The organism is Arthrobacter sp. Br18, assembly GCF_000520555.1.
In the GTDB taxonomy this organism is placed as follows: Bacteria; Actinomycetota; Actinomycetes; order Actinomycetales; family Micrococcaceae; genus Arthrobacter_D.
Map to the genome: position 1 here is coordinate 73,520 of NZ_KI914885.1, position 17,327 is coordinate 90,846.

General features: G+C 67.8%; 14 protein-coding genes. 5 read left to right on the forward strand and 9 right to left on the reverse strand.

The window, feature by feature from the left end:
- Together Y704_RS21550 and galU are read right to left on the reverse strand one after the other, a co-directional pair.
- A partial coding sequence (locus tag Y704_RS21550) for a GNAT family N-acetyltransferase (RefSeq protein ID WP_081747674.1) occupies positions 1 to 610 on the reverse strand: 610 nt, incomplete at its 3' end.
- 6 nt (positions 611 to 616) lie between these two features.
- The gene (galU, locus tag Y704_RS0114360) at positions 617 to 1,519 is read right to left on the reverse strand and encodes a UTP--glucose-1-phosphate uridylyltransferase GalU (protein WP_026550628.1); all 903 of its coding nucleotides are present in this window, start codon (positions 1,517 to 1,519) and stop codon (positions 617 to 619) included.
- A gap of 57 nt (positions 1,520 to 1,576) precedes the next feature.
- On the opposite strand from galU, the gene Y704_RS0114365 reads away from it, so the two are divergent.
- The 3 genes from Y704_RS0114365 to Y704_RS0114375 all read left to right on the forward strand — a co-directional run bounded on the left by Y704_RS0114365 (position 1,577) and on the right by Y704_RS0114375 (position 3,456).
- The gene (locus Y704_RS0114365; protein ID WP_051477119.1) at positions 1,577 to 2,221 is read left to right on the forward strand and encodes a 5-formyltetrahydrofolate cyclo-ligase; all 645 of its coding nucleotides are present in this window, start codon (positions 1,577 to 1,579) and stop codon (positions 2,219 to 2,221) included.
- A gap of 95 nt (positions 2,222 to 2,316) precedes the next feature.
- Positions 2,317 to 2,697 (forward strand): FmdB family zinc ribbon protein, encoded by a 381-nt coding sequence (locus tag Y704_RS0114370; RefSeq protein WP_026550630.1) that lies wholly within the window; start codon positions 2,317 to 2,319, stop codon positions 2,695 to 2,697.
- A gap of 84 nt (positions 2,698 to 2,781) precedes the next feature.
- A complete protein-coding gene (locus Y704_RS0114375; protein ID WP_051477121.1) occupies positions 2,782 to 3,456 on the forward strand; it encodes an RcpC/CpaB family pilus assembly protein in 675 nt (224 codons plus the stop codon).
- A gap of 175 nt (positions 3,457 to 3,631) precedes the next feature.
- Here Y704_RS0114375 and Y704_RS0114380 read toward each other — a convergent pair whose 3' ends face one another.
- From Y704_RS0114380 to Y704_RS21555, 4 genes are all read right to left on the reverse strand, one after another.
- The gene (locus tag Y704_RS0114380) at positions 3,632 to 7,504 is read right to left on the reverse strand and encodes a DUF4011 domain-containing protein (RefSeq protein WP_026550632.1); all 3,873 of its coding nucleotides are present in this window, start codon (positions 7,502 to 7,504) and stop codon (positions 3,632 to 3,634) included.
- Positions 7,505 to 7,661: 157 nt separating this feature from the next.
- Positions 7,662 to 9,248, reverse strand: coding sequence for a glutamine-hydrolyzing GMP synthase (gene guaA / locus Y704_RS0114385; protein WP_026550633.1), 1,587 nt, complete (start codon positions 9,246 to 9,248; stop codon positions 7,662 to 7,664).
- Positions 9,249 to 9,301: 53 nt separating this feature from the next.
- The gene (locus Y704_RS0114390) at positions 9,302 to 9,745 is read right to left on the reverse strand and encodes a DUF3817 domain-containing protein (RefSeq protein ID WP_051477154.1); all 444 of its coding nucleotides are present in this window, start codon (positions 9,743 to 9,745) and stop codon (positions 9,302 to 9,304) included.
- Between the two features lie 50 nt (positions 9,746 to 9,795).
- Entirely contained in the window at positions 9,796 to 10,794 is a 999-nt protein-coding gene (locus Y704_RS21555; protein WP_081747676.1) for an SURF1 family protein, read from the reverse strand.
- 117 nt (positions 10,795 to 10,911) lie between these two features.
- Here Y704_RS21555 and Y704_RS0114400 point away from each other — a divergent pair, with 117 nt between their 5' ends.
- A complete protein-coding gene (locus Y704_RS0114400) occupies positions 10,912 to 12,633 on the forward strand; it encodes an ABC transporter transmembrane domain-containing protein (protein ID WP_026550635.1) in 1,722 nt (573 codons plus the stop codon).
- A gap of 130 nt (positions 12,634 to 12,763) precedes the next feature.
- Complete coding sequence (locus Y704_RS0114405; protein WP_253904360.1) at positions 12,764 to 14,467, forward strand: ABC transporter ATP-binding protein; 1,704 nt, start codon at positions 12,764 to 12,766, stop codon at positions 14,465 to 14,467.
- Positions 14,468 to 14,523: 56 nt separating this feature from the next.
- Here the strand turns inward: Y704_RS0114405 and Y704_RS0114410 are convergent, their stop codons facing one another.
- From Y704_RS0114410 to Y704_RS21560, 3 genes are all read right to left on the reverse strand, one after another.
- Positions 14,524 to 15,015, reverse strand: a complete 492-nt coding sequence (locus tag Y704_RS0114410; RefSeq protein WP_275451070.1) for a PTS sugar transporter subunit IIA — start codon at positions 15,013 to 15,015, stop codon at positions 14,524 to 14,526.
- A gap of 48 nt (positions 15,016 to 15,063) precedes the next feature.
- Positions 15,064 to 16,788 (reverse strand): glycerol-3-phosphate dehydrogenase/oxidase, encoded by a 1,725-nt coding sequence (locus Y704_RS0114415; RefSeq protein ID WP_026550638.1) that lies wholly within the window; start codon positions 16,786 to 16,788, stop codon positions 15,064 to 15,066.
- A 72-nt stretch (positions 16,789 to 16,860) separates the two neighbouring features.
- Positions 16,861 to 17,327 (reverse strand): IMP dehydrogenase (locus tag Y704_RS21560; RefSeq protein ID WP_035772884.1); only part of this gene is annotated, 467 nt, incomplete at its 5' end.

Genomic DNA, 17,327 nt, shown 5'->3' on the forward strand with positions numbered 1-17,327 from the left:
CCTGCCGATCCAGCCACGGCTTCACCAGGCCTCCCGGCACGTCCTCGGTGGTCAGGGCGAAGCTGCGGTGGTCGGCCCACCTGCCGGCAATGTGAAGATAACGCGGCCGGAGTCCTTCGTCCCGGAAACCCAGCTTCTCCACCACGCGCAGGCTTGCTGAATTCTCGGGCCGGATGTTGACTTCCATACGGTGCAGGCCCAGGGCCCCGAAGCAATAATCGGTCGCAAGCGCCACAGCGGTCGGAGCGATGCCCCGGCCTGCCTGACGGGAATCGACCCAATACCCGAGAGTTGCCGTTCGGGCGGATCCGTAAATGATCCCGGAGACGGTCAGCTGACCTACCAGCTGCGGCTCGGAGCCCTGCAGTCGCTGCGTGATGACGAAGGGAAGCGCAGATCCGGCCCGGGCCTGCTGTGAGAGGGCCCGGACCATCTCGTGATAGCTGGGCAGGTATCCCCCGGGATCGGGGTTCGAGGCCTCCCAGGGCGCCAGCCACTGCACGTTCTGCTGCCGGACCGCACTCCACTCCCGGCGGTCGCGGTGGCGGACCGGCCGCAGCACGATGTCACCCGCGGCGAGCGTCACCGGCCAGTTCCCTGCCGACCACACCGCGGGCTACTTCGGGATGCCGCGGCTGAATTCCTTGATCCATGCGCAGAGGTCGGGCCCCAGGTCCTCGCGTTCGGAGGCGAGGGTCACCACGGCTTTCAGGTAACTCAACTTGTCCCCGGTGTCGTACCGACGGCCGCGGAACACGACGCCGTACACTCCTGAACCCTCGCCGTCGGCGGCCGCGAGGGTCTGAAGCGCATCCGTCAACTGGATCTCCCCACCCCGTCCCGGACCTGTGGTCTCGAGGACATCGAACACCCGCGGGTGCAGCACATACCGGCCGATGACGGCAAGGTTCGACGGCGCTTCGTCGACGGCCGGCTTCTCGACCAGCTGGTTGACCCGGACGTAGTCCTCGCCCTCGATGGCGGAGATGTCCGCGCACCCGTACGCGCTGATCTGCCCAGGATCGACCTCGATCAGCGCGATCACCGACCCGCCGGTCTTCGCCTGTACCGCGATCATCGTCTCGAGGAGCGGATCGCGTTCGTCGATGAGGTCATCGCCGAGGAGGACTGCGAATGGCTCGTTGCCCACGTGGAGCTTGGACCGCAGCACGGCGTGCCCCAGCCCCTTCGGATCGCCCTGCCGGAGGTAGTGGATGTCCCCGAGTTCGGAGGGCCTGCGGACCGCGGCAAGCTTCTCGAGGTCGCCCTTGGCTTCGAGCGTCTGCTCGATGAAGGGGACGCGGTCGAAATGATCCTCCAGGGCGCGCTTGTTACGCCCGGTGATCATCAGGACGTCGGACAGTCCGGCGTCGACCGCCTCCTGCACCACGTACTGGATGGCAGGTTTATCGACGACGGGGAGCATTTCCTTGGGCATCGCCTTCGTTGCCGGGAGGAAGCGGGTGCCAAGACCTGCCGCTGGAATGACGGCCTTGGTGACTGTGGTTCGCGAGGTCATGGCACCCACACTACATAATGGTGCGGTGATTCCATCGATGACGTACAGAATGGAAAAGTGAGCATCGCCTTGGAGAAATGGGACAGCAAAGCCGCGGCCCGCACAGCGCTCCGTGCCCGTCGCCGGGCACTGTCCGCTTCCGAGCGCGGAACACTGGCCCGGCACCTGGCCGCCACGGTCCTCGAGCATCTCGACGGCACTGCCGCTTCGGGCAAGGTGCTGGTGGCCGGCTACCTTGCCATTCCGCCCGAGCCGCCTGTGGTGGACCTGCTCTTCCTCCTGCATGCAGCAGGCCACCCCATCGTGGTTCCGGTGTGCGAGGCGGAGCGCCGGCTCAGCTGGGTCGACTGGTCCCCTGATGCCCCTGTGGAGAAGTCGCGCTACGGCCCCCTGCTCGAGCCGGTCGGACCGCGGCGTCCGGTGGACGCGCTGCCGGACCTGCGCCTGATCCTCGTTCCCGCCCTGGCGATCGACCGCTGCGGCAACCGGATCGGCCAGGGCGGTGGGTACTATGACCGGATGCTTGCAGGATTGAGTGGGAGCAACCCCCGCGCCGAATTGGCGGGAGTGGTCTACGACCACGAACTGCTCCCCGAGGGCGCATTTCCGGTAGAGCCGTTCGACGTGCCGCTTCCGGCGGTCTTCACGCCGTCACGCCACATCGATTTCCGGCGGCTGGAAGGTGCCGCGCGGGAGGTGTAGACTTGGCACTCGCCCGTGTAGAGTGCTAAACCGGTTCCCGGATCCAGCGGATTCGGGAAGCCCACAGGCCACCCGAAGACCGCCCAGGAGGACCCGTGCCCACATATGCCTACGCCTGCAAGGATTGCATCCATGCCTTCGACATCCAGCAGTCCTTCTCCGACGACTCGCTGACAGTCTGCCCCGAGTGCTCCGGAGCCCTGCGGAAGAAGTTCAACAGCGTCGGCGTGGTCTTCAAGGGATCCGGGTTCTACCGCAACGACTCACGCGACACGAAATCCTCGTCGGACGCAGGGGCCGCTTCCCCCACTTCCGGGTCCATTGACGCGAAGGAAGCGGGCAAGCCTGTGGCTCCCGCATCCCCCGCGGCATCGTCCTCAACTGCATCGGGAAACGGGACACCAAGCGCTTCTCCCGCGGCCGCCGGCCGGACGGGTGCAAAGACTCCGGTTTCCGCCGGGCAGAAAGCCTCCTAGCAGTTCAGCCCGGGGTCCAGTCTGCCTTGTCCACATAGCTGTGATGGAACGCCCCTGAATGCCGGGCGGCCCTAGCGTGGATTCATGCACCCATCCGGAAAACTGGATCGCCGCTCCAGCAGCGCCGTGCCGTTGCGGCGCCTGGTCCTCCTGCACCGGCGTGTGGTCGCTGCACTGCTGCTGTGCGCAGCCGCCGGAGTGGGCGTTGAGGCTCTTCTGCAGAACTCCAATGGCACGACGACGGTCATTGCGGCCGCCATCGACGTTCCGGTGGGTACGGTCCTGACGGCGGCGCATCTCGTGCCGCGGGAGATACCCCCCGACGTGCTTCCCGCCACCGCGTTCCTTGCCGTGGAACCCCTACTCGGCCAACGGTCGGCCACTCCGCTGCGCAAGGGCGACATCGTGACCGATACGGCACTGCTGGGCACGGGGCTCCTCGCGGGAACCCCGCCGGGTACCGTTGCGGTGCCGCTGCGTCCGGCCGACGAATCGACGGTCCAGCTTCTGGCGCCGGGGCAGCTGGTCGATGTCGTGCTCACCACGGGCAACGGATACGACGTCGCCTCGGAGACCCGGGTCCTGGCCAGCGGGGTGCCCGTGCTGTGGCGGTCGGCGCCCGGCACGGACCAGGGCTGGTCCGGCGCCGATCCGCAGGCGGGGCTGGTGGTGGTGGCCGCCCCGCCAGAGGACGCCGCAGCCCTCGCGGGCTCTGCGAGCTCCGGCGAGGTCTACCTGGTCCTTACCGGCGGGGGTTAGAGCCTCTGCACTCCTATCGACGTTCTCGAGCGCACCGCTGACGGTGACGCGCAGCCGCCCGTGAGTGGAGCGGCTACCAGCCGCTCCGACTGTTGACGCCCACCTTCGCGAAGACCGACTTGGGATGGTCCTGCACGGCAGCGGTGAAGAGAGGCTGTCGGCAATGGTGGTGAGGCTAGTCCCAGTGCGGCGGACGCTGCTCCCTCAGCCAGCTGTCCCTGTCCTCGACGCGGTCGCCCCACTGCCGAGCGTCGTCCTCGGCCGCGAGGGCGGGAAGCAGTGCGTCCTGCGGATCGGCGGGAGTCCCCGATCTGCTCGTCCGTGATTGTCCTGACTGTTCGACGGGGGCGAGCCCGAGGACGTCTGCAGCCCGCTGGGCGCAGCCATCCGGATCAGTGAACACCTCGATGGTCCACAGCGGCATGTAGTGCCACCCCAGGCGCTCCATGAACTGCGGCCGCAACCGGCTGCGTTCACGGACCGTTCGGTTCCCGTATCGGGCGGTTCCGTCCGACTCGACCGCGAGGGCAACCCTGTCGGTCTGCTCACCGGACTGGCCGCCCGCACGGGTGTCGGCTACCGGCCTCACTGCGGCGATATCGAGGACCCCGTCGTAATGGTCCCGCACGTCGGCACCCCGACGGTGCAGCCGGTCCACGAGGTCGGCCACCAACGGATCCGCATTCGACGGGCTCGAGCGTGTGGGCCGCGGCTCCGCCGGCTCTCCCAATTCACGCTGCAGAAGCTCGAAAAAGTCCACGGCTCCAGCCGCCAGCCGTGTCGGATCGAGATCGGCCGGCTGGAAGCAGGTGAGGACGTGCAGCCGGCGCCGGGCACGCGTCATGGCCAGGACGAAATGCTGCCGGCCGTTGGGAGCCGAGAGTGGCCCGAAGCCATGAAGCGCCCTGCCGTGCGGAGTGCGGCCGAAGCCCAACGAGAAGATGATGTCATCACGCACGAGGCCTGCGGCCCGCTCGATGGGAACCACCCGGAAGGATTCACGTCCGGGAGCGAAGAAACCGGCGGCCCACGGATAATCCGCTATCTGGAGACGGATCGCCTCGCCCACCCGCGCGGCATGGCGTGAGCTCGCGGTGATGACGGCCAGCGAGGAACCCGGACGGTGCCGGATGTGTTCGAAGACCAGGTCCACTGCACGGTTCACCTCCACCGCCACGCTCTCCACGCCGTCGTCGTCGGACCGTGGCATCCCCGTACCATTCGGCAGGTACTCGACCACCAGCCCACGGTCGAACCCGGTGATTTCGGAAGCCTGCGGCAAACGGGAAAGCTTCCCCTCGTAGAACGATTCGCTGAGGGAATCCCCCAGGCTCCTGTCCACCGCCCGGTAAACCTCCGTAAGTCCGCGGGCCGGCAGGATGCCGCTGAAAGCACCGAGCACGCTGGGCAGCGGCTCGGAGGCAGCCGGCCGGTTCGAGGACTCGATCTCGATACTGAAGCGGCTCGGTACTGCCAGCTGCTCGTCACCGAACACGACCAGCTGCCGGGAACGCGCAACGGAGGGCACGGCACTCTGCAGCGAAACGGACTCGCCGTCCAGCACCAGGACAGCGTCGAATCCCACATCGGCAGGAAGAACCGCCGGAGCAAGCAACGGGCTCACGGTCCACACCGGCAACAGCGATGCCACCAGTGCCGCTGGGAGATTCGCGAGGCTGTCAAGGGTGAGGGAGTCCTCCCGAAGGCGGGTTCGGAGGTGTTCGGCGTCCTCCGGGTGCGCGGCGATGGCAGCCTTCCAGCGCCGTGCCTGGCTCCAGCGCAGCCGGGCCGCTCCTGAGGAGATATGCGCACTGTCGGCCAGCCGGTACTCGGCCTCGAGCTGGCGGAGGCTGTCGCCGTCGGACATGGCCAGGTAGTCGTCCCCGCTGATCATCGCCTCGAGAGCCGATTGCCACCAGGCCAGCTCGAGCTCGGAACCTACTTCAGCGGCGTCCACTTCCCGCTCCGCGAGGTCGTCGAGGAGGTCGCCCAGGCCGCGCTCGCGCATCTCCTTCAGGAGCAAGGTGCGCTCCGGCAGGGTCTGAAGCGTTGCTTTGTCGGCGACGAGTTCGGCGAGGATGCGCTCCAGGTCGTCGAGCCCGCAGGCAGGAAGCTCGGGGCTGGCCTGTGTGCCCCGCAGGATCCCGGTCAGCTCCGAAAGGCGCGACTGCACTGCCCGGTAGGAGCTGTTGATCTCCGCAAGGCCTGTGGGTACCGACGGATGCCGCTCCGTCGTCGCATAGCGCGCCCAGAGGGTGTGCTGCTGCTGTACATCGATGAGGGATGAGTGGAGGTCGGCAATGTGCACGCCGGTCCTTACGTACTCCTTGGCCACCCGACGGAGGCGTGAACGGGTCATCGAACTCATCTCGACGCTGTGTTCACGCCTCCACGCCGAGGGTGCCGTCGCTGAAATGAGGTCGGTCACCGGGCGGTCGAAAATGTCCGGTGTGAACTTGTCGAGACTGGCACGCACCGCCACCAGGAGCTCGAGCTGCTCACCCCATGCCGTGAAGGTCTTCCCGGGCGCGATATGGGAGTAGTCAGCCACCTGCAGCACCCGTGCCCTGAGCTCCGGAATGTCCCTGGCGAGCCCTGCTGAAAGCTCGTAGGCGTGCTCGGTCTCGGTGCGGTTGAACAGCTGCGCGCCATACCAGGGACTCCTGGTGGCTGCCTTGCTGAAGCTGCCGAGCTCCGCTGCGCGGTGCAGCCTGGACGTCAGCTCCACCCGATCGGGAATGCTGTCGAGAACACTGCGCCTCAAGCGGACCGTGGTGGACGGTGCGGGATCGAGGGCGGTCAATCCGGCGAGGGACTGCATCGCCTGGTACGGGGAGCAGGCCCAGCGGCTGCGGATGTTATGCAGGGACTGAACATGCTCGAGGAGCTGGTGCCGGTGCCCCACCACGGTCTGGTGCAGGCTGTCCAGCGACGGCTCCGCGGCCTTTTCGTTACGGACGATGGCGCGGACCACCGCGTCCTTCAACTGCCCGGCGGGCACATTCTCGCCGACCTGGAGAACCAGGGAGCCAAGCCCGAGGGCATCGAGATCCTGCACGAATTCATTGAGCGTTCCGCGGCGCTCGGCCACGACCAGCACGCGCTTGCCCTGCGACGCCAGGAGCGCTGCGGCATTCAGCGCCGTCTGGGTCTGGCCCGTCCCGGGAGGTGTGGAGACCACCAGTGAGGTGCCGGCACCAACCTGATCGAGCACTTCCTGCTGGGCGCTGTCGGCGTCGAGAATGAGCAGTTCATCCCCGGGGGATCGCTCATCGATGGGAGGGAAACCCGCCGCCGCGGTGAACGCAGGTGCCGCGTCGCCGCCGATGCCGCCTTCCTGGACGGCAGCGACCAGTGCGGCAAGGACCGGGTGGCCGGGATGCACCGCAGGGTCGTCGGAGATCGTTGCCAGGTCGGCGAAGGTCGATACCAGGATCCGGTGCTCCACCGACATGCCCCGCACGCCGTCCGCCAGCTGGCGAAGGCGCTCCAGCACGGGATAAGGGTCGAAGCGGGCGGTGCCGTAGGCCAGCCGAGCCAGGGCCTCGGGCTCGACGTCGATCCCCTGGACGGTCCGCAGGTGCCGGACGAGCGCCGGATTTATCCGGGCCTGCTCGACGATCTGCAGTTCGTAGTCGTCCTGGGATGAATGGACTGTGAGCGACACAGCGGTCAGCAACACCGGAGCGTTGAGGGTCTCGGACCTCCCGGCGTCGTCCACGGACCGCCAGGACGCCGTTCCCGCGGCGAGGTGCCCGACGTCGATGCCCCGCTCCGTGCCGAGTTCGAAGATCTTGGCTCGCAGCACGCGGGCAGCGGCCTTTGCGGCGTTGTACTGGACCGGATCCCGAAGCAGCGTCGAAAGCCGGGTGCGCCGACCGGCGAGGAGCTGGGCGAGCCCCGAGGGGTGTGCATGCGTCAGGTCGATGCTCGTGCCGGCCGACGGGCGGAAGTGCAGCAGCGTGTCACCAATTGCCTGCGGACCCAACGAATTCAGCCACGGCAGCAGGAAATCCTCCGCCGAATCCCCACGGTCCTGCTCCGGCACAACTGTCCTCTTCCCTGCATCGTTTGGCACTGATTCTGACCCGAATGGCATAACTTCCAAGCTATCCGATGGGGGCATCGGGGCGTCGGATAGCAACGCGTGATACCTTCCCCGGTTTTCCCCGGTCGGCGGAATGCGCCGACTCAGCGCGAACCGCTCATTCCCACTCGATGGTGCCCGGCGGCTTGCTGGTGACATCGAGGACCACCCGGTTGACGCCGTCCACCTCGTTGGTGATCCGGTTCGAGATCCGGGCGAGGAGGTCGTAGGGCAGCCGTGACCAGTCAGCGGTCATGGCGTCCTCACTGGAGACGGGACGCAGCACGATCGGGTGGCCGTAGGTCCGTCCATCGCCCTGCACCCCCACGCTGCGGACATCGGCAAGGAGCACCACCGGCATCTGCCAGACCTCGGTGTCGAGCCCCGCGGCAGTGAGTTCCGCCCTCGCGATGGCGTCGGCTTTCCGCAGGAGTTCCAGGCGCTCCCGCGTCACGTCGCCCACGATCCGGATGCCAAGCCCCGGACCGGGGAACGGCTGGCGGCCGACGATCTCGGCGGGCAGGCCGAGCTGCGCTCCAACCGCCCGCACCTCGTCCTTGAAGAGGGTGCGCAGCGGCTCGACGAGCTCGAACTGCAGGTCCTCCGGGAGCCCTCCCACGTTGTGGTGGCTCTTGATGTTCGCGGCTCCCTCGCCGCCTCCGGACTCCACGACGTCGGGGTAGAGGGTCCCCTGCACCAGGAACCGGATCTTCTCTCCGTGGGCTTCGGCCTCGGACATGATGGCGCGCTCGGCCTCCTCGAAGGCACGGATGAACTCGCGGCCGATGATCTTCCGCTTGGTCTCCGGATCCGACACGCCGGCGAGCGCGTCGAGGAAGCGTTCCTGCTCGTTGGCAACGTGGAGCTTCACGCCGGTGGCAGCGACGAAGTCCCGCTCCACCTGCTCGGCCTCTCCCTCGCGCAGCAGTCCGTGGTCCACGAAGACGCAGGTGAGCTGATCCCCCACGGCACGCTGCACCAGTGCTGCGGCAACGGCGGAGTCGACGCCGCCCGACAGCCCGCAGATTACCCGGGCGTCGCCGATCTGCTCACGGATGCGCTCGACCTGCTCCTCGAGGATGTCCCGGGTGGTCCAGTTCGGGTGCAGCCGGGCGCCCTTGAAGAGGAAGTTCTCCAGCACCTGCTGGCCGTGCCGGGAGTGCTTCACCTCGGGATGCCACTGCACCCCGTACAGGCCCCTGCCCTCGTGGGCGAACGCCGCCACCGGGGCGCCGGCCGTGCTGGCCAGGACGTCGAACCCGTCGGGGGCCGCCTGGACACTGTCGCCGTGGCTCATCCACGCGTTCTGGTGCTCGGGTGTGCCCTCGAGGATGGAGCGGGCCGCCCCGGAGGAGGAGACGTCGGTGGACCCGTACTCGCGCAAGCCGGTCTTCGCCACGGTGCCGCCGAGAGCGGCGGCCATCGCCTGGAATCCGTAGCAGATGCCAAGGACCGGCACGCCGGCATCGAAGAGTCCGGGTTCCACGCGCGGGGCGCCGTCGGCGTACACGCTCGACGGGCCGCCGGACAGGATGATCGCCACGGGGTTCTTCGCGAGGATCTGTTCGGTGCTCAGGGTATGGGGCACGATCTCGGAGTAGACGTCGGCCTCACGCACCCGCCGCGCAATGAGCTGGGCATACTGGGCACCGTAGTCGACGACAAGGACCGGGCGGTGTTCAGGGGCAGGCTCGGGGGTAGTCACCCATCAACAATAGTCGGGATGGGGGGCGCGCCGCACCTCGCGGAGCCTTCAGCTCAGTACCGCGCGGCGGCTTCCGGGTGGGCGGCGAGGTCGGCCTCTGCCTGCCGGTGGATCCGCTTCTCAACGACGAAGGAGAGCAGTGGAACCACCCCGCCCAGCGCAATGAGCACGAACCGGCTGAACGGCCACCGCAGGAACTGCCACAGCCGGAAATCCGCGATCAGGTACACCACGTAGAGCCAGCCGTGCACGATCAGGACCGCCGTGGAGAGGTTGAACCCTGTGGACAGGTCGGCCTCCGCTTCCGGGAGGAGTTGCAGGGCCGATCCTCCCCCGGCAACTATTTCCGCACCGTAGCCGTACTTCGCGATCATCTCGACGACGACGAGGAGCAGCATGACACCCGTGGCGTACGCGAGCACCCGATAAAAGCCCAGCGCGGACCGGATCTGCGCATGCGTGCCGCCGAAGCGCCGTTTCTTCGGGGTTGTGGTCACGGACTTGCCCGATTGCTGCTGCGCGGCTTTCCCTGCGGTTACGCGGTCATTCACTCTTGATTCCACTTCCTGGTTCCACTTTGCTCGGGTGTCGCTGCGGTCAGGACCGGTTGCTCCGGGCCCGCGTCTCCATTGGTATCGTTCGCCGTAGCTGCATCAGTAAGGTTCGCCGCGTCTGCCGCGTCTGCCTCGTCCACATCGGTATCGTTCGCCGCGTCTGCTGCGTCTGCAGCGTCCTCGAGGCTCCTGCGGTGATCGTCCGCCACCAGGCGCCACCAGAGGAAGAAGGCGAAACCGGCGAACACGAACCATTCGACGGCGTAGAAGATGTTCAGCCAGTTGAGGGGCGTGTCCTGCGGCTGAGGGCCGACGACGACGGTTTCGAGCGGAGCCTGAACGGGCACGACGGCGCCGCCCTGGGTGATTTCGCTGGACGCCACGAACGCGGAGTAGGACGGCCGGTCCCAGATGTTGGTGAGTTCCGCCGTCGCAAGGGTGGGCACCTGGTTCTCAACGGTGCGCTGGGCCACGGGGCCTTCACCCGGAAGGAGCCTGCCCTCGACCCGCGCCGGTCCCTCGGGGGCCTCCACGCCGTCCGCGGCATCCGCTGTCGGGACCCAGCCGAGCACCACCGGGATGACGGCGGCAGTGTCCGCTGCGCCCGCGGGGTCATCGACCGCCGGACCATCAACCGCTGGATCATCGACCGCGGGGTCGGTGGCCGCGGGGGCGCCGTCTACCTCGAAGGCACGCACCACCCACAGTCCCGTGTCCCCCTCACGCACCCGGTCCTGAATCAGGATCTGTGTGTCCGGCACGAATTCCCCGTCGAATGACACGATCTGGTCGGCTGTTGCAGCCCCCAGCGGCACTCCGGGCGAGAAGACCTCGGTCAGCGGCCGGACGGACTCGGTAGCGGCGGGAGCAGGCGGGCCGTCATTGCGTGACGATGACAACTGCCATTCGCTCAGCAGCACGAAGACCGAGGCAATCGCCATCGCGAGGATCAACAAAAGGATCCAGCGGGGCTTGAGGGCGGTCTTCAACACTCCTTAAAGATACTTCGTGCGCATGTAGAACAACGAATGGTTCAGCCGTCAGCAGCTGCCACAAGTGATTGGGAAACCTCTATCGCTCATGCGCGAAGGCGTCTAGGATTGGCTCTCGTGCGCGTCTTCCCCTACCCCGACTCCGGTCCCCCCGACACCGCTTCGCCCACCCGGTACCTCGTGTGGCTTGCCTCGAAGCAGAAGGCAACCCTGTGCGCCGGGATTTGCCTGGGTTCCATCTGGATGGCGGCGCAGGCCGCCATGCCCTTCCTCCTCGGCCGCGCCATCGATGAGGGAGTCCTCGCCGGGGACATGTCCGCACTTCTCTCGTGGGTCCTCTGGCTGCTCGTGCTCATGGTGGTCCAGGCCGCGGCGGATACCGGGAGTCACCGGGCAGCAGTGAGCAGCTGGATGCAGTCGGCTTTCCGATCCGCCCAGCTGGTCGGCCACAAGATCACGCGGACCGGTGAGGCACTGCCGGCTTCCATCGCGACGGGCGAAGTGGTGTCGACCGCCGCATCCGATGTCTTCCGGCTGGGCGAATTCTACGAAGTCCTGTCGCGCCTTGCAGGAGCGGTCGCGGCCTGGCTGGTCGTCACCGTCCTGATCTGGCAGACCTCGGACGTGCTGGCTCTCCTGGTGCTCGTCGGAGTGCCGATCTGCTGCGCACTGCTGCTGTTCGTGGTGAAGCCGATGCAGGTGAGGCAGCGCGAGCAGCGCGAGGCAGCGGGCCGGATGACGGCGGTGGGCGCCGACACCGTGGCCGGCCTGCGGGTCCTTCGCGGAATCGGCGGCGAATCCATCTTTGTCAACCGCTACCGCGGGAAGTCGGCCGCAACCCGCGATGCAGGAATCCGGGTAGCGCGCTCACTGGCGGATCTTGAAGCATCCCAGGTGTTCATTGCCGGCACCTTCAGCGTGATTTTCACCTGGGTCGGGGCAAACCTCGCCATCGAGGGTGCCATCAGTCCCGGCGAACTGGTGGCGCTCTACGGCTTTTCGATTTTCCTCGTCACCCCGATCCGGGCGGCCGCTGATTCCGTGGCCCGGTTCATCCGGGCCCATGTGGGAGCCCGGAAGATCATCGCGGTGCTCCGGGTGGAGCCGAACGTGTCGAACGAAGGCTCTACGCTGGTTGCGCCGCCGTCGGGCTCCATCCTCGTCGACGTGAGTACCGGCCTGACCATCCGGCCGGGGCTCATCACGGCACTGGTGTCAGCGGATTCCGGAGCATCGGCCGAGGTGGCAAGCCGCCTCGGCCGCTTCGAGGACCGGGTCCTGGAGGAAGCGGAAGTGCGGTGGGGTACGGCCGACCTGCGGCACGTGGCCATTCCCGAGATCCGCAGCAGGATCGTGGTCAGCGAGGCCAGCCCGCAGTTGTTCACCGGTTCGTTGCGCTCCCAGCTCGATCCGCACGGAACCCACGACGACGCCGCAGTGCTCGGTGCCCTCGACGCCGCAAGTGCGCTCGACATCCTCGACGGGATCGATGACGGCCTGGACTCTGAAGTCACCGAACGCGGCCGCGGCTTCTCGGGTGGCCAGCGCCAGCGCCTGATCCTCGCCCGGGCGTTCCTGACCGACGCGGAAACGCTCGTCCTCGTCGAACCCACAAGTGCCGTGGACGCCCACACCGAGGCTCGCATTGCTGCGCGCCTCCAGCACATTCGGGGGCGTCGTGATCGAACGACCGTCGTCGTCACCGCCAGCCCCCTCCTGCTCGGGGTGATGGACACCGTGGTGTTCCTCGACGCTGGCCGGGTCCGGGCCGAGGGCACGCATTCGGAACTGATGGCGAACAACAGGGCATACCGGGATGTGGTGATCCGAAGTGAGTGAGTCAGCAACGGAGACAGGAACAGAACCGGGGACGGAGACAGGGTCAGGAACGGCGACCGGGACGGCGACAACCGCCGATGGCAGGGCCACGCCGGCCCAGGGCAAGTTGCCGGTCGCCTCGCCGGCGACGGTGCGCGCTGAAGCCCGGCGCCTCATCCGACGGCACCGCAGGGCCCTGACGGGCGTGATCGCGCTGTACGTCGGCTCTGCGGTGGCGGGACTGGCCGGACCGCTGCTGCTCGGCGCGCTGGTGGACGCCGTCACGGACGGCACCACCGGCGATTATGTCGCCGCGGTGTCCCTGTCCATGCTGGGCTTCCTCACGGTGCAGTCGGTGCTGCGGCGCTTCGCCGTGCGCTCCGGCATGGTCTTCGGCGAGCGGGTGTTCGCAGAGCTCCGCGAGGACTTCCTGGAGCAGGTCACCGCGCTGCCGCTGTCCACCGTGGAGAAGGCCGGGACCGGTGACCTGGTGGCCCGCACCACCAATGACATCGATGCGGTCTCGCACACCGTGCGCTTCGGCGTGCCGCAGGTGGTGGTTTCGGCGGTCACCATCGTCCTGACCGTGGGCATCGCGATCCTCACGTCTCCGGTGCTGTCGGTGGCCCTGCTAATCGGGGTCCCGCTGCTGTATCCGGTGACCCGCTGGTACCTCAGGCGCAGCTCGGCGGGCTACCAGCGGGAACGGGCGTCGTATGCCGTGGTCAACGGCACGATCACCGAGACCGTCGAGGGCGCGCGCACCGTGGACGCCCTTCGCCTCGGAGGGATCCGACGGCAGAGCATGAATGACGCGCTGAAGGTCAGCTACGGTGTGGAGCGCTACACCCTGTGGCTGCGCTCAGTGCTGTTCCCCGCGGCCGACCTGGCGTTCTGGCTTCCCGTCGCGGCGGTCCTCCTGTGGGGCGGGTGGCTCACCGCAAACGATGTCGTCACCCCCGGGGCGGTAGCCGCCGTCGCACTCTTCGCCGTCCGGCTGATCGACCCCGTGGACCTGCTGATCATGTGGACCGATGAGATCCAGGTGGGGGCGGCGTCACTCGCGCGCATCATCGGTGTGAAGGACGTGCCTCCGGACCGCGAAGCGACGGACGCCGTGCCGGACAATGAGGACATCCTCGTCTCGTCGGTGACCTACGCCTATCGGCCGGGCCACGACGTCCTGCACGGCATCGACCTCTCGCTGAAGCGTGGTGAGCGCCTCGCCGTGGTGGGACCGTCGGGAGCCGGAAAGTCGACACTGGGCCGGCTGATCGCCGGCATCCATCCCCCCACCACCGGCTCCGTCACGGTAGGAGGTGTCCCGCTCGTCGACCTGCCCCTGGATCAGCTCCGCCGGGAGGTTGCCCTCGTGACACAGGAACACCACGTCTTCGTGGGTTCGCTGGCCGACAACGTGCGCCTCGGCCGCGCGTCCGCCACCGCCGGCGAACTGGCCGAGGCACTGGACGACGTCGGCGCGCTCGCCTGGGCGCTGGCCCTCCCCGAGGGCCTGGAGACCGAAGTGGGATCGGGGGCCCTGGAGCTCACTCCGGCGCAGGCCCAGGAGCTCGCGCTCGCCCGCCTGGTGCTGGCCGATCCGCACACGCTCGTCCTCGACGAGGCCACCTCGCTGATCGACCCCCAGGCGGCCCGCGACCTCGAGCGCTCGTTGAGCGCCGTGCTCGAGGGCCGCACCGTGATCGCCATCGCACACCGGCTGCATACCGCGCACGACGCCGACCGCGTGGCCGTGGTGGAGGACGGCCACATCATCGAGCTCGGCTCCCACGACGAGCTGATCGCGCTCGACGGCGCCTACGCGTCGCTGTGGCGTTCCTGGCGGACCGAGTAGCGGCAGGGCTGCATCCGGGCGGACCAGGTGGCCGCAGGGGTCTGTCAGCCGGATCGTCAGTGGTTGTGGAACACGAGCGAGGAGTTGATCAGCTCGGCGATCACTTCGGCGTCGTGCGCCCTCCTCAGCGACTCGCGGAAGTTCTCCTTGAACAGGCTCCGCGCGATGGTCGCGAGGACCTCGAGGTGCTCGGAGAACGACTGGGCAGGCGTCGCCATGAGCAGGACGAGGGTGGCGGGTCCATCCACGGCGCCGAAATCCAGGCTGTGGCCGAATTTCGTGACGCCCACGGCGATCGAGGTCCGGTTGACATATTCACTGCGGGCGTGGGGCAGACCCACGCCTCCGGGCAGGCCGGTGGCCATCTGGTGTTCGCGGGAGCTTACCTGGTCGAGGAAGGCGGCCAGATCCGAGATCCGGCCGCCGGCGTGCATGCGGGCAGCCAGCTGCGCTGAGGCATCCTGTCGGCTCGCCGCCACCATCTCGAGGATCACCATGTCGGGAGTGGTCAGTTCGGCGTCGTGCAGGTCGAGGGGAAGCACACTCACGTTCGGCCTTCCTGTCCAGCAGGGTGTCCTGGACGATTCGGGAGTTTCCTATCTGAGCGGGACAATATCCGCCACTCCAAGGCGCGCACTGTCCGCCGATTCGTCGTCGGGCTGTTCCTGGCTCAGGCGTTCAGCTTCGACGCGCGCCACGTAGTGCTTCACCTCGCGGTCCACCTGCTCGTCGCTCCAGGCCAGGATCGGCCCCATCAGGTCGGCGACGACGGGCGCGGCCGACACGCCGCGGTCCCAGGCCTCGATGGAGATGCGGGTCCGTCGCGTGAGGACATCGTCGATGTGCCGGGCGCCCTCGTGCGTGACGGCGAAGACCACCTCGGCACCCAGATAATCGTCGGCGCCGGGCAAGGGCTCGCCCAGCGTGCGGTCCTCCTTGATGAGGGACAGCACCTCGGCGGCCTGCGTTCCATAGCGCTGCAGCAGGTGTTCCACCCGCGCAACATGCACGCCGGCGTCGTCGGCCATATTGCCACGGGCATTCCACGCCGCCTTGTAGCCATCGGCGCCGAGCAGCGGAACCGATTCGGTGACGCTCTCGGGGACCCGCTCGTCGAGTGCCCGCGTCGCCTCGTCGACGGCGTCCTTGGCCATGACCCGGTAGGTGGTCCACTTTCCGCCGGCAACCACCACGAGCCCGGGGACGGGGTGGGCGACGACGTGTTCCCGCGAGAGCTTCGCGGTCGAGTCGTTCTCGCCGGCGAGGAGCGGCCGGAGGCCCGCGTAGACACCCTCGACGTCCTCACGGGTCAGTGGCCGTTTCAGGACACGGTTCACGTGTTCGAGCACGTAGTCGATGTCCTTCGAGGTGGCGGCCGGGTGGGCCTTGTCGAGGTGCCAGTCGGTGTCGGTGGTGCCGATGATCCAGTGGCGGCCCCAGGGGATCACGAACAGCACGGACTTCTCGGTGCGAAGGATCAGGCCCACGGTCGACTGGAACCGGTCACGCGGCACCACGAGGTGGATTCCCTTCGATGCCCGGACCTTCATCTGGCCGCGGTCGGTGACCATGGCCTGCGTCTCGTCGGTCCAGACGCCGGTGGCATTGACCACCTGCTTCGCGCGGATGCTGAATTCCTCGCCGGTTTCGTGGTCCTTGACCCGGGCGCCGACCACCCGCTCCCCCTCGCGCAGGAAGTCCACCACGCTCACCCGGTTGGCGGCCTTCGCCCCGTAGTGCGAGGCGGTACGCACCATGTTGACGACGTACCGCGCGTCGTCGACCTGGGCGTCGTAGTAGCGGATGGAGCCCACCATGGCGTCGTCCTTGAGGCTCGGTGCCGCACGGAGGGTTCCCTTCCGGCTGAGGTGCTTGTGGAACGGCACGCCCCTGGAGTTGCCGCCGGACATGCTCATGGCGTCGTACAGGGCGATGCCGGCACCCACGTAGGGGCGCTCGACGAACCGCTTGGTCAGGGGGTAGAGGAACGGCACGGGCCGCACCAGGTGCGGAGCGATCCGCTGGATCAGGAGCCCGCGCTCCTTGAGCGCTTCCTGGACCAGGGCGAAGTCGAGCATCTCCAGGTAGCGCAGGCCACCGTGGATGAGCTTCGACGAGCGCGACGACGTTCCCGAGGACCAATCGCGCGCCTCGACGATTCCGGTGGTCAGGCCACGGGTCGCGGCGTCGAGCGCCGAACCGACTCCCACCACCCCGCCCCCGACGATCAGGATGTCCAGTTCCCGGCCCGGCCCGCTCGTGGCTTTCAGCGCGGCGATTGCTTCTTCGCGGTTCTGTGGACTGAGTGCACCAGATGCCATGGTCGTGACCCTTCGTTGGGGTGGATCCTGCCGTCCTGCCTCATCCAACTCTAGGCCAATCACGCGCTTGCGTCAGTCGTTGGAGACATAGGGTGAGAGCACTACCTCGACCCGCTGGAACTCCTTGAGGTCCGAGTATCCGGTGGTCGCCATCGCGCGGCGCAGCGCGCCGATCACATTGGAGGTTCCGTCCGTGTGGTGGGACGGGCCCCACAGCACTTCCTTGAGGGGACCGACGGTGCCGATCCTCACCCGGTCGCCGCGGGGAAGTTCCGCGTGGTGCGCTTCCTGCCCCCAGTGCCAGCCCTTTCCGGGCGCCTCCTCGGCGCGGGCAAGCGCGGAGCCGAGCATGACGGCGTCAGCGCCCATGGCGATCGCCTTGACGATATCGCCGCTGGCACCCATGCCTCCGTCGGCGATGACGTGCACGTAGCGGCCGCCGGATTCGTCCATGTAGTCGCGGCGCGCGGCGGCGACGTCGGAGATGGCCGAGGCGAGGGGCGAGTGGATGCCGAGCGCGCGGCGGGTCGTCGTCGTCG

Bases quoted from the DNA above. Each gene is read 5' to 3' on its own strand.
- galU (WP_026550628.1), bottom strand. From the start codon at position 1,519: ATGACCTCGCGAACCACAGTCACCAAGGCCGTCATTCCAGCGGCAGGT.
- Y704_RS0114375 (WP_051477121.1), top strand. From the start codon at position 2,782: ATGCACCCATCCGGAAAACTGGATCGCCGCTCCAGCAGCGCCGTGCCG.
- Y704_RS0114415 (WP_026550638.1), bottom strand. From the start codon at position 16,788: ATGGCATCTGGTGCACTCAGTCCACAGAACCGCGAAGAAGCAATCGCC.